The sequence below is a fragment of the Neobacillus sp. SRL179 genome, assembly GCF_984799095.1.
On record NZ_OZ481792.1, the window covers coordinates 2,252,832 to 2,266,149 of the forward strand.

12 protein-coding genes are annotated in these 13,318 nt (G+C 37.2%); 10 read left to right on the forward strand and 2 right to left on the reverse strand.

Annotation, left to right across the window (positions count from 1 at the left end; genetic code table 11):
* The first annotated feature begins 156 nt into the window (after positions 1 to 156).
* The 4 genes from AC4E8C_RS11165 (at position 157) to AC4E8C_RS11180 (ending at position 4,086) form a co-directional block, all read left to right on the forward strand.
* Positions 157 to 1,350 carry an FAD-dependent monooxygenase gene (locus AC4E8C_RS11165; RefSeq protein WP_490212174.1) on the forward strand — a complete coding sequence of 398 codons (1,194 nt, stop codon included), beginning with the start codon at positions 157 to 159 and terminating at the stop codon, positions 1,348 to 1,350.
* 56 nt (positions 1,351 to 1,406) lie between these two features.
* Complete coding sequence (locus AC4E8C_RS11170; protein WP_490212175.1) at positions 1,407 to 1,901, forward strand: DinB family protein; 495 nt, start codon at positions 1,407 to 1,409, stop codon at positions 1,899 to 1,901.
* Between the two features lie 299 nt (positions 1,902 to 2,200).
* Positions 2,201 to 3,145 (forward strand): ABC transporter ATP-binding protein, encoded by a 945-nt coding sequence (locus AC4E8C_RS11175; protein ID WP_490212176.1) that lies wholly within the window; start codon positions 2,201 to 2,203, stop codon positions 3,143 to 3,145.
* Positions 3,142 to 4,086 carry an ABC transporter permease gene (locus AC4E8C_RS11180; RefSeq protein WP_490212177.1) on the forward strand — a complete coding sequence of 315 codons (945 nt, stop codon included), beginning with the start codon at positions 3,142 to 3,144 and terminating at the stop codon, positions 4,084 to 4,086. Before AC4E8C_RS11175 ends, AC4E8C_RS11180 begins: the two co-directional genes overlap by 4 nt.
* 72 nt (positions 4,087 to 4,158) lie before the next feature.
* On the opposite strand, the gene AC4E8C_RS11185 is transcribed toward AC4E8C_RS11180, so the two are convergent.
* Entirely contained in the window at positions 4,159 to 4,767 is a 609-nt protein-coding gene (locus AC4E8C_RS11185) for a TetR/AcrR family transcriptional regulator (RefSeq protein WP_490212178.1), read from the reverse strand.
* A 236-nt stretch (positions 4,768 to 5,003) separates the two neighbouring features.
* Between AC4E8C_RS11185 and AC4E8C_RS11190 the strand changes: the two genes are divergently transcribed.
* From AC4E8C_RS11190 to AC4E8C_RS11215, 6 genes are all read left to right on the forward strand, one after another.
* Entirely contained in the window at positions 5,004 to 7,166 is a 2,163-nt protein-coding gene (locus AC4E8C_RS11190; protein WP_490212179.1) for a PQQ-dependent dehydrogenase, methanol/ethanol family, read from the forward strand.
* A 160-nt stretch (positions 7,167 to 7,326) separates the two neighbouring features.
* A complete protein-coding gene (locus tag AC4E8C_RS11195) occupies positions 7,327 to 9,258 on the forward strand; it encodes a fructose-1,6-bisphosphatase (RefSeq protein ID WP_490212180.1) in 1,932 nt (643 codons plus the stop codon).
* Between the two features lie 344 nt (positions 9,259 to 9,602).
* Positions 9,603 to 10,355 carry an NADPH-dependent oxidoreductase gene (locus tag AC4E8C_RS11200; RefSeq protein ID WP_490212181.1) on the forward strand — a complete coding sequence of 251 codons (753 nt, stop codon included), beginning with the start codon at positions 9,603 to 9,605 and terminating at the stop codon, positions 10,353 to 10,355.
* A 163-nt stretch (positions 10,356 to 10,518) separates the two neighbouring features.
* A complete protein-coding gene (locus AC4E8C_RS11205) occupies positions 10,519 to 10,908 on the forward strand; it encodes a cupredoxin domain-containing protein (protein WP_490212182.1) in 390 nt (129 codons plus the stop codon).
* Positions 10,909 to 11,189: 281 nt separating this feature from the next.
* Positions 11,190 to 11,966, forward strand: coding sequence for an arylamine N-acetyltransferase family protein (locus AC4E8C_RS11210; protein ID WP_490212183.1), 777 nt, complete (start codon positions 11,190 to 11,192; stop codon positions 11,964 to 11,966).
* Positions 11,967 to 12,343: 377 nt separating this feature from the next.
* On the forward strand, positions 12,344 to 12,526 hold the full coding sequence (locus AC4E8C_RS11215) for a Fur-regulated basic protein FbpA (RefSeq protein WP_490212184.1): 183 nt from the start codon (positions 12,344 to 12,346) through the stop codon (positions 12,524 to 12,526).
* A 158-nt stretch (positions 12,527 to 12,684) separates the two neighbouring features.
* On the opposite strand, the gene AC4E8C_RS11220 is transcribed toward AC4E8C_RS11215, so the two are convergent.
* Positions 12,685 to 12,921, reverse strand: coding sequence for a hypothetical protein (locus AC4E8C_RS11220; RefSeq protein ID WP_490212185.1), 237 nt, complete (start codon positions 12,919 to 12,921; stop codon positions 12,685 to 12,687).
* Positions 12,922 to 13,318: the final 397 nt, after the last annotated feature.

The window sequence follows — 13,318 nt, forward strand, 5'->3', positions numbered from 1 at the left end:
TTTGTTGATAAATAAAGTAAAATTCAATAGTAGAAATTTCTAAATTTTAAAAAACTTTTTAGTTGACGAAAGAGTGATAAATGGATTAAAGTTTAATTATTGGAAACACAGTTCACTATTTGTAGAACATTATAAAAGGTTTGGGAGGAATTTACAATGGGTAATGTAAGCGATGTCATCGTAGTGGGTGGAGGAATTGGTGGTTTAGCAGCCGCTTTATCAATCCTAGAGTCTGGTAAATCAGTAGCAATTTTTGAGCAAGCCCCTGAATTTGGCGAAGTAGGCGCTGGGATTCAGTTAGCACCCAATGCATTAGAAGTTTTAGACCGTTTAGGTGTAAAGGAAGAAATTTTAAAATATGCTGTATTACCAAAACGACTTGTCTTAAAAGATGTTTATACGGCAAAAGAATTAGCAACTCTTGATTTAGGCGAAGGATTCCAAAAAGAATTCGGTCAGCCCTATATCGTCTTGCATCGCTCTGACTTACACAGAGTTCTTTATGAAGCATGTCAAAAACGTCCTAATATCAAATTCTTTACAAACCAAGCGATTCAAACAGCAGAACAAAATGGGGATACCGTAACGATTGTCAATCATAATGGGGAAACATTTAGTGCAGAAGCAGTCATTGGAGCGGATGGGGTAAAATCAAACATGCGAAAGCTGTTGGTTGAGGACCAACCAGTAAACTCTGCGTATGTAGCTTACCGTGGAACGATTCCAATTGAAGAAGTGGCTTCTAGTGAAAACTTAGACTTAGATGACGTTATTATGTGGATTGGACCAAACCTGCACATGGTACAATATCCAGTTCGTCGCGGGGAGCTTTACAACCAAGTTGTCGTATTTAAATCATATGATGCGACTGTAGAAGACTGGGGAACTCCTGAAGAAATGGCACGTCGTTTTGAAAACAGTCATCCAAAAGTGCAAAATGCTTTAGCTTATATTAACCGTCAATTCCGCTGGCAAATGTATGACCGTGAATCAATCGACAATTGGACAAAAGGCAATATTACGCTATTAGGCGATTCTGGCCATGCCATGCTTCAATATTTAGCTCAAGGCGGCGTTCAAGCACTCGAAGATGCGTTTGTATTAGGTGAGAAATTAAAAGAACATCAATCTTATCAAGAAGCATTTAATGCCTATCAAGAAATTCGTATCCCTCGTTCAGCTATGGTACAGGGATCAGCACGTAGATGGGGCGAAATTATTCACGCGGAGGATCCAACTGCACTGGCGCTTCGGAACTTCATTTTCGAGCATCACAAACCAACTGATTATCATGTGGTTGATTTCCTATATGGCTATTTCAAAAAAAATTACCAGCATGTCGATTGCTAATTCCGTAAATAAAAATATGGGTCATTTAAGTATGTATTAAAGGAAGGCGAATGAAGATGACTACAACAGTACTGAATGAAAAATTGGAAACGTTTAAAAAGAATATAGATCAAATTGTTACGGTATTGAAAAATACGGAAGAGGCAACCCTCTATAGTAAACCTTCTGAGACAGAATGGTCCGCCATGCAAATTGTTTCTCATATTTTAGAAGCAGTGGATTTTTGGGTGGAAGATTTGGAAGCATTGCTAGTGGTCCCAGGTGCAAAATGGGGACGAAATCATGAACACGTGCGACGTTTAGCTGCAGTAGATGAAAACGTTGTATCTCGTTTAAAGAAAGATGCTGCCATTACGAAACTACTAAATTTAGTTCCGAGGGTAGAGGCAGCGCTTGCTAGAGTGAAAGAAGAGGATTTAGAAAAAAAAGCTCCAAGTTATAATGCAAACTTTGACGGAAAACCGTTATCATTTTTAGTCGACCATTTAATCGTGAAGCACGTAACGGGTCATTACGAGCAAATGCTGCGTCATTTAGACAAAGTTCGTTAAACAAAGGGCTGCCGGAATAGAAATTAGGAATAAAAGAGTTCGTATAAAAAACTTAAAACACTCACAAAAGTTGTTAATTCAATATTTGTGGGTGTTTTTGTTTTACGGGAAAAGGGATTAACTCAATGTGTTCCATCTTAAAAAGTTTGGTTCCTATTGAGGAACATTTTTAATTTAAGATTTTAATAATATAAAAATAATGTAAAATTGGAACTTTTTAGTTCATTATTCGTATATAATGTTAGCCAAGTGATTAAGGTGTTAGGAAATATTATTTTTTTAGGAAAGAGGAGGAGCGAATGGCGGTAAATACTTTAGAGGTCCGATCGTTAACGAAGGTCATCGGCAAGAAGAAGATCGTAGATGATGTCAGTTTCAGTGTGAAAAAAGGGGAAATCTTTGGTCTTTTGGGTCCGAATGGAGCAGGCAAAACCACCATTATCCGCATGATTGTCAGCTTGATCAAACGGACAACGGGAGAGGTACGTGTAAATGACCATAACCTCGATGGACAATTTAAAGAGACTATGAGTGAAATTGGGGCGATAGTCGAAAATCCGGAATTTTACAAGTATATGAGTGGGTACAAGAATTTAAGGCATTATGCGAATATGGCCAGTAAAGAAGTGTCAGATGAACGGATTATGGAAGTGGCTGGATTAGTAAAATTAGAAGATGCAATTAACCAAAAGGTTAAGACCTATTCTCTTGGGATGAGACAAAGGCTGGGAGTGGCCCAGGCGTTATTGCATAACCCATCATTGTTGATTCTCGATGAGCCTACCAATGGATTGGACCCTCAAGGAATTAGAGAATTTAGAGACTACTTACACACCCTTGCACAGGAAGGCATTTCAGTTCTGGTGTCGTCCCATTTGTTAGCTGAAATGCAGTTGATGTGCGATCGTTTTGCGATTATTGAAAAAGGTAAACTCATACATATTTCTTCTATGAAAGAAACAATGGAGGCAGACGAGAAAACAGAAGTCATCTTTGAGGTGAGCAACAGCCAAAAAGCGGTTGAAATACTGAAAGGACAATTTGAAGATACGACTTTCAAGGTTCTTGCAGACGATCAATTTTCAGCCACTGTAGAAAAATCTACGATTAGTACCATGAATAAGCTATTAATCTCAATGGATATTGATGTCTATGGCATTAGCAGGGTAACTGCTTCGCTTGAAGACCGTTTCTTAGAAATTACAAACAAAGAGGTTAGAGAGAACGGAGGTGTATTACAATGATTGCCTTAATTCGTAATGAACTGATGAAATTATTTCAAAAAAAATCGAGCTGGATCTATCTAATCATCATAGTACTCGCGGTCATTGTGGGGGGAATAATTTACAATAAAGTATCAGGAGAACCCAATCCGAATTGGCAAGCTGATATGAAGGCTGAGATTACCGAGTTGCAGGCAAATGCCAAAACGGCTCCAGAGGAAGACAAACCGTTTATTACTGATCAAATTCAACAAAAGCAGAAATATCTAGATGAAAACGTTAATCCCAATGCTATTAGTAACTGGCATTTTATGAATAATGTTGTATACGGTATGACGACTTTGGTAACCTTGTTGGCGGTAATTGTCTGCAGTGCTAGTGTGTCCTCTGAATTTGCAGATGGGACAATTAAGCAGCTGTTAATCAGACCGCATCAGAGATGGGCCATCCTCCTGTCCAAATATCTTTCCTTAATTATTTATTCACTCATTCTTGTAGCGACTCTTATAACAGCTGGATATCTTGTTGGATTGATTACATTTGGTAATGGGGATTTTACAGCGAAAATCTTTGAGATGGCTTTAAACGGGCAGAAGGAAGCAGAAGTCGGCCCGCAATTCTTCCTTAAGATTGCCTACTACCTTCCGAGTTTGCTGGTTATAACGGCCATTGCTTTTATGCTTTCTACTTTATTTAAAAGTCAAGCATTGGCGGTGGGGATTGGAATCTTTGTCCTGTTTATCTCTTCCACGCTGGGTGGATTAATAGTGTTCCTTGCAGAAAAATATGAATGGGCAAAATATTTAATTTTCCCGCATCTTGATTTAACCATTTACGCGTTGCAGGATAAAATTTTGGGAGACATTACACTACCAATATCTCTAGCAATTCTAGCCGTTTATTATGCCATTTTTATGATTCTGACTTTCGTGTTTTTCCAGAGACGGGATATTAGTATTTAAGAAGTAACGAGTTATTTAAAAATGAAGGAAACGTTTTTCGTATGCGAAAAACTTGTTTCCTTTTTTTTATTATCAAATAGAAGAATTTGGAAGGATATTTATTTTAGAATTGTCGGTCGTAAAAATAGTAATTAAATCTTTCGTTAATAGAGTTGGTGAGATTTGAAAGTCACTTTTAATCCATTCATGGATCAAACCGTAAAAACCGTACGCTTTATAGTAGGTATTCGAATCAAATAGGGGTGAAACCTCATTAAAATTAGCGAAAATTAGTTCATGTTCTAAAATAGACACAATTGTTTCTATGATTGAACTCTGTAATTTTGGAATAGAATCTTCTACTATCAGTAATTGATAATAATGAGAATGCTTCAAGATATGTTGAAAAATAATTAAATCTTGTGGTTTCATCCGGTTAAAGTTAATTTGTTCTTTTTCATTAAATGGGTATAGACATGCTTGATAGAACTCATGTGATAGGTATGTTATGAAAGAGTTCGCTAGATCTTCTTTGTTTTTAAAGTACTTATAAAATGTTGCACGATTATATCCTGATTGTGCCACAATTTCTGAAACGGATAACTTGGAGTACCCACTTTTAGCCGTTATGTCGGCTAAGACGAAATAGAAGTCCATTATCGTATGTTGTTGTTTCTTAGAGATCATATTGTAAGCAGTCAAGACAAACCCTCCTAAAGTAAACAATTTCACTTAAACTGTTTATTTCCCCCACACTTTTCTACTTTTTGTTGATTGTAGGCCCTTTTATCTATTTGGTATAGTGATTATATCACAAAATAGTATGTAGATTTTAAAAATTCAAATCGAATCTACTAAAATCGTACTATACTAATTTGATGAATAAATAGGAAATATATAGAAAAAAAGGGGAAAAACAGAAAGGCGGGAGTGGAAGTATGAAAGTACAACAAAACAAGTGGTTTGTTGTAACAGGCTTTGTGATTATGTTCATTATGGTTGTTGGGTTTTATTTTTTTCTAAACTCAGTCAATAAAACAGAACATGCAGCCAGTACTCCTAAAGAAATTAAAAAGAGTACTGAACAGCCAGTAGAAACACCAAAGGATCCAATAACAGCAGCATTTACTAGCAAGGACTTGACAACGCTTCCAGGTGAGAATTGGATAACAAATGGGGGCAGTGTATCTAATCAACGATATTCGACTTTAGATAAAATCAATACTTCGAATGTTAAAAATTTAAAAGGAAAATGGGTGACACATCTTGGATCCGGACAAGAATTTAAGTATTCCGGAGAAGCATCACCGGTTGTGTATAACGGCATTATGTATATTATCACTGGAGCGGATCAAGTTTCTGCGATTGATGTAAAAAGTGGAGACATTCAGTGGACGTACAAACCTGAGATTGACGAATTGACAACCGTTTGCTGCGGTTGGACAAGCCGTGGTGTTGCAATTGGTGACGGTCTTGTATATGTGGGACTTTTAGATGCCCGAATCGTGGCTTTAGATCAAAAAACTGGTAAAGAAGTATGGTCTACAGTAGTAGATGATTGGAAAAAGGGATATACGATAACCAGTGCGCCGCTATACTATAACGGCAAAATATATACTGGAATATCAGGCGGTGATTTTGGAACTAGAGGCAGGGTGACTGCTTTTGATGCCAAAAGCGGTAAGGAACTTTGGCGGTTTTATACCATTCCAGGACCAGGAGAATCCGGTCACGAAACATGGCCTAGCGATAATGATTCATGGAAACGCGGTGGTGCGCCGGTTTGGCAGACACCTGCAGTTGATCCTGAAACAGGACTGCTTTATTTTTCAACCGGGAATGCTGCCCCAGACTTAGATGGAAGCATTCGGACAGGGGATAACCTATTTGCTGCTTCGATTGTTGCCATTGATGCAGAAACGGGTAAATATAAATGGCATTTCCAAGAGGTCCATCATGATATTTGGGATTTAGATGCACCAAATCCTGTTGTATTATTTGATGTGGAGTTAGATGGGAAAATGAGAAAAGGATTAGCTCAAGCTGGGAAGACTGGATGGGTGTACATTTTGGATCGGACGAATGGAGAGCCGTTAATTGGAATTGATGAGGTACCTGTTTCACAGGATAAACGTCAGGCGACTTCACCTACACAGCCGATTCCAAAAGGTGATTCGTTTATCATACAAGAGGTAACAAAAGAAGCCCTTGCTAAGGATGCACCTAAGTACGAAGGGAAGTTTGGAAAAATATTTGATCCTTTTTGGGAAGAACCACTTCTTTTAAAACCAGCAGCGGCTGGCGGGGCCAATTGGCCGCCATCTGCCTACAGTCCGGACACAGGTTATTTTTATGTCGTAGCGACAGACCAGTATCAACTTTTTACCAGAAGTGAAGAAGAGTTTAAAGAGGGAAGTGTTTATCTTGGCAGTATCATTGCACCTGTAGATGATTCGCCACGAAGAGGAACTGTGACTGCGATCGATGTGAAAACAAATAAAATCGCTTGGCAAAAGACATGGGATGATAGTGCCTATAGCGGTGTTCTAACGACAAAGGGAGGACTTGTTTTTGTCGGTCATAATGATGGAAGATTAATTGCCTATGATGCCAAAACAGGTGATCAAGTGTGGGAATTTAAGACTGATGCAGGCGTAAATGCCGCCCCAATTGCTTATGAAGTCGATGGAAAGCAATATATTTCAGTCCTTGTGGCAGGTAATTCTCTTGCTGGGACGAAGCATGGGGACTCATTATGGACTTTTGCCTTGGACGGTACGATTGAATCCGGGACGACTCCAGTTGCTGATAATAAGGACAAGAACACAAACGATGGTGCTGCTACAGCAACCGCAAGTGTCGATGATGGTGAGAAGGTCTTTGAAGGAAACTGTCTAGCCTGTCACGGAAGAGAAGGAACTGGCGGACATAATGGACCTGATTTACAGCTTAGTCAAATAGCGAAGGATTCTGATAAGGTGTTGGAAAGGGTGAAAAAGGGCGGAAAGACAATGCCAGCTTTTGGAGATCTTTTAACAGAGCAACAAATAAAAGATGTCGCTGCTTATATCACCCAGGTTGTAGCAAAAAAACGCGAATAAGGGTAAAAAGGCTGACCAGTATGAATGACTGGTCAGCTTTTTTGTGCACACGGTGTTTAAAGATATTACGATATAATAAATTCTATTTTTCCTTTATAATAGTAGTAATGAAATGAAAAATTACTAGTATTGGCATTCAATTTTGAAAGGGGATACAAGCTTGAACGCAAAATATCTAGATTTACTGGCTCAAAAATATGATAGTGAAGAAAAAGTAATAACTGAAATTATTAATCTTGAAGCCATCCTAAATCTACCAAAGGGGACGGAGCATTTTGTCAGTGATTTACATGGAGAGTATCAAGCCTTTCAACATGTATTAAGAAATGGCTCCGGGAAGGTAAAAGAGAAAATCAATGACCTGTTTCAATATATATTATCGGAAAACCAAAGGAATGAATTTGCCACATTAATTTATTATCCAGAAGAAAAACTTCAGTTGATAAAAAATCATTTTTATAATGAACTAGAATTAAATAAATGGTATACAGAAGTAATTGAGCGGATGATTATGCTCATCTCATATGCTTCCTCTAAATACACACGCTCAAAGTTACGGAAAGCTTTGCCGAATCAGTTTGTCTATATCATTGAAGAGCTGCTTTACAAAAAAAATGATTCCACCAATAAAGATGATTATTATTCAAAAATAGTCCAGCAAATCATTTCTTTAGGACAGGCAGATAAGCTCATTATAGGGCTTGCCTATACCACTCAGAGGTTAGTGGTTGACCATCTTCATGTAGTGGGTGATATTTACGACAGGGGACCTGAGCCCGATAAAATTATGGAAACACTAATCCATTATCACTCAGTAGATATTCAATGGGGAAACCATGATGCCCTATGGCTGGGTGCCTTTGCTGGATCCAAGGTTTGCTTGGCTAATATTATTCGTATTTGTGCGAGATATGACAATTTGGATATTATTGAAGACGTATATGGAATCAATCTTAGACCATTATTGAATCTTGCGGAAAAGTATTATCAAGACAACCCCGCGTTTAGACCTAAGGTTCATTCCGATAAAAAATTATTTGATTATGAACAACTGCAAATTACGAAAATACATCAAGCCATTGCCATGATCCAATTCAAACTGGAAATGCCGATTATCAAGAGGCGTCCATATTTTAATATGTCAGAAAGACTGTTACTTGAAAAAATTGATTATGAGAAGAACGAAATCACGATTCATGGGAAAACTTATCCATTAGAAAATACTTGCTTTGCCACCGTGAATCCAGAGCAGCCTGATCAATTATTAGAAGAAGAAAAACAAGTCATAGAGAAATTGTTATTTTCCGTTCAGCATTCGGAAAAGCTGGCGAGACATATGAATTTTCTCATGAAAAAAGGCAGTCTTTATTTGAAATATAACGGGAACTTGTTAATCCATGGTTGTATTCCTTTAGACGAAGAAGGAAATATGGAGAAAATGACGATTGAAAATCAAACCTATGCTGGCCGTGAATTACTTGACACGTTTGAAAGTTATTTACGATACGCTTTTGAACACCCGGAAATGACAGATGACCTGGCGACCGATATGGTTTGGTATTTATGGACTGGACAATACTCTTCTCTTTTCGGAAAAAGAGAAATGACGACCTTTGAAAGGTACTTTATTAAGGAGAAGGAAACGCATAAGGAGAGAAAGAACCCTTACTATTCCTTACGGGAGAATGAAGAGATTTGCAAAAAGTTACTGGCTGAATTTGATCTCGACCCTGAGCAGGGGCATATTATCAACGGCCATACGCCTGTAAAAGAAATTGAAGGAGAAGATCCCATCAAAGCAAATGGAAGAATGATCGTCATCGATGGCGGGTTCTCAAAACCCTATCAATCTGTCACAGGTATAGCAGGCTACACATTACTATATAATTCCTATGGGACGCAATTGGTTGCTCATAAACAATTTCATTCCAAAGAAGATGTATTAGGTGACGGAACGGATGTATTATCTGTCAAAAGAGTAGTGGATAAAGAACTGGTGAGAAAAAAGGTAAGAGAAACCAATATTGGTCAAGAACTATTACAGGAAATTTCCATTTTAAATAGTTTAAGGGAATATCGTTATATGAATTAAAAAGGGAATAAAAGTAAAATATATAAGCAATCCACCCTTGAGTAAAATTTTTGCCCGGGTGGATGTTCCTTGACTCCGATCTTTTACTTTAATATAACCAATACCTAGTATACCGTCTTTATGAAAGGAAAGTGTTCTGTGACCGAACAGAATGCTTTCCTTATTTGTTTAGCGTTTCCGTTTACTATCATTCCATAAAATATAAAAGCTCTGGTATTGAAAAAGATGATTCAAGACCAGATCGTTCGAAATGAAAGCAAACGGCCATACTCGTTTGGTGACAGGCGCTTTGATTGAATTTGCAAAGTTGAGTGTGTAATATCGTATATACAAGGAGTGATAGTATGAACGAAACCATTCAACTATTAAGAAATCATCGCTCAGTAAGGGAATTTGATACTAATAGAGATGTGAGCGAAGCCCAAATAGAGACCATAATTGAGGCAGCTTTTTCAGCTCCTAATTGGATTAATGGGCAGCAAGTAACCGTGATCGAAGTGAGGGAGCCTGAAAGGAAAGCAAAATTGGCGCTTGCGGCAGGCAACCAAAAGTGGATTGTGGAGGCTCCAGTTTTTCTCGTATTTTGTATGGATTTTTATCGGGCGAAGCTGGCAGCTGAAAAGAATGACAGACAGTTTAATATCGTTAAGGACTTAGAAGCGATCATTGTCGGTTCCACAGATGTTGGGATTGCTTTAGGGAGTGCAGTCATTGCAGCTGAATCACTGGACCTCGGGATTGTTCCAATCGGAGGAATAAGGAAAAATCCTCAAACCATTGTGGAAGCTTTGAATCTTCCGGAATATGTTTTTCCTATTTCGGGTCTGGTCGTCGGCCATCCACGAAACATCCCCGGTCAAAAACCAAGACTGCCACTTAAAGCAACTCTACAGAAAGAACAATATGAAGCTAAAATCCAAAGAGAAATCATCGACGAATATGACCAAACCGTATCCTCCTATATGTCTGCAAGGACGAATGGAGAAGATACTAGTGACTGGTCAAGTAAAGTCGCACAGTTTTACGATAACGGATTTGAACAATACGCCAAAAATTCTAGCCCTACGGTGAAAAAACAGAAATTTCGATACGAGTAGAAATTTTTATTCAAGAATACTTAAATTTATAAAGGAATAAGAGCAACAGACAAGATGCTCTTATTTTTTATTCTATTTATTGTGTTTTTCCTCGATAGATCATTAATAGTGATAATATTTAATGAATTGGAAGAAAATAAACTTAGGAAAGGAGGGATTGCGAATGTTTGCAAAAAAGTGGATATCTGGAATAGGTATTTTGTTTGCGACGATTTTGGTTCTGACAACTTTGGGCTCACTCATGGTTTTTGCTGAATCCGGCATTGTTACAAAGCCTATGGAACAGGTGAAGGCAATTGAGGTCGAGATGCATGATGATTATTTTAATCCGAAAGTGATCACTATTCCAAATGGAAAAACGACAACTTTGATACTAAAAAACAAAGGTGGGAAAGAGCACACCTTCACAGTGGAAAAGCTCGGTATTGATGCTGAGGTCCAGGCGGGAAAAGAAAAAACCATTACCGTAACACCGACAAATCCAGGTACATATGATTTTATTTGCCGGTACCATTTACAGGAAGGAATGGTTGGGAAACTAATCGTCAAATAACTAGGGTCAATGTGCCATGCTTTTTTAGTGAAAATAACTTTGGCTACCAACAGTGACTACTTTATGTAGGCTAAGAAATACAGCCAAAACGAAAAAGGATATACTTTAATAGACAATGGAAGAAGACCATGGGGACAGTTCTCGTGGTCTTTATTGTTGAATTAAACCCCTTGATAAAACAGTATGGTAGAATATTAAAGAAGAGACCGTAATACATTTTTAGATAAATTAATACTAATTGCTGAAAAGAAAGCATAAAGAAGTGCTTTGGAGGAGTAAAAATGAAAAAGCTGACGCCTTTTTTTCATAAACGAATAGGTTTACCCGCTGACAAACACATTACGTTTGATACATTAGCAGAGGTACTTGAAAAAACAGCCCAAACTATCCCGTTCGAAAATTTAGCTGTCATTGAAAACAAAACAAGTACAATTACCAAGGAACATTTAATAAAAAAAATAGTAGAAAAAAATGAAGGCGGCCTTTGTTATGAATTGAATCCGCTTCTCTACCTCTACCTAAAAGAAAATGGATTTGACGCAGTCCTGACAGACGGTGTCGTTTATAATCAAACTGCGCGGGAGTACCTTCAACTTGGAAGAACACACGTAACGGTGCTTCTTAAACATGATGAACAAACGTATTTAATTGACACGGGCTTTGGTGGGAATTTACCGTTAAAACCTGTTCCATTATCCGGTGAAACCATATCATCTTCGAATGGGGAATTTCGAATTAAAAAAATAGACCATGAATATGGCGACTATTGTTTGGAAATGAAACTAAAGCATAAAGATACCGATTGGAAAATTGGCTATGCATTTAATAGTAGGAAGTCGATTGATGATGTTTCAGATTTGAATGCGATTCAAACCATTATTTCCGAACATCCGAAATCTTCCTTTAACAAACATCCATTACTTACTCGACTTACCGAGAGTGGAAATATAACATTAACAGATACTACCCTTACCCAATGGGCTGACGGAATTCACTCAAAAGAGTCCATTGATCACATAAAATTCAAAGAGCTCGCTAAACAACATTTTGGACTGTAAAATCTCAATTCTGTATCCCGCATGCTTAGAAGGTCAGGGGTTTAGATACGAGTGTAAATGCAAAGTTAATTCAATAAGGTGTCAGCCACCATCCCATTCAAATAAAAGGGAGTGCCTGACACCTTATTTTTTAACCGGTGAAAAAACTTTGAAAATTGAAGCAGATCACTACAATTTCAAGATTAAAAAAAGTGATTAAATTGCCTCAATTTTGCATTTTTTTTAAATTATTATCTAAATCCTACTTTACAGGTAGGAATAATAAGTTTATAATAAATTTAACAAAAATAAATGAGCCAGATGGCAAATTCTTAAGTTGATAAATGGATCGGTCAAGTTTTAGGAAATGAACCATATCAATTGGGGGAGTGTTTCATATGAGAAATAACGTGGAAAAGAAGAGACAAAAACTTATCAATAAGCTAATTTTTTTAAATGTATATAAAGAAGATGACAAACCGCTATACGACTTACCGCTTTCAAGATTAGAGTCTGAATATAAAAGATACAAATTGCAAAACCATCCACATGGGGAATTCGGCTCTATCCAGTGGATATAGGTTTTCAATTGCATAAAACAAGTGCCAGGCACAATCCAATTTACTGGAGAGTGCCTGGCACTTGTTTTATTTTTAAGTAAATATATGGAATAAAGTTAAACAAGGCTTGAGCAGTATTGACTAAATTTATCCTATTAAAGGCAAAAAACTTGGTAGCATTAGCCAAGTTTTTTTGGGTGCTTGAAAAGATAAATCTTTTCAGAAATAAAACTTATGACCAAGCCGATTATAAGAGGGAGAAGTGAACCCATTGAAATGAAGGTACCATTTGTATTATCCATATATTCGTAATTCCACATTAACGCAGGAATAGTAAACACATAACCAATTAAGTAAAATAAAGCTGTTGTTAAAACAAAGGAACCAAATGTAACTATAAAGCCTTTTAATTTCACTTAAACACCTCCTACATGCATATTAACATATTTTTCTATTATTTATATGTTTAAATATTCAAAAAACAATATGTACTAAGTAAATCGGGCTATTTAAGTTTTTCATTATTAGATTATTTTTAAGTATAGCCTTAATTCCTACAACATAACTTTCGGTGGAGGATTTAGAGAATTCATCACCTGTAAGAAACGGTAACGCATAACTCATTTCATATAAAGAAGCTTTATCAAACGTATTCATCGTTCCAATCAAACGCCAATCATTGGGAATCATATATTCAAAATCATTTGCCAGGTCTTCTACTATGGTCATCCCAATTTGTCTGTATTCGTTTATCAGTTTCCATAATCTATTGCAATGGGGAATATGGCAACTGAACAATAATTATTCTCGGGC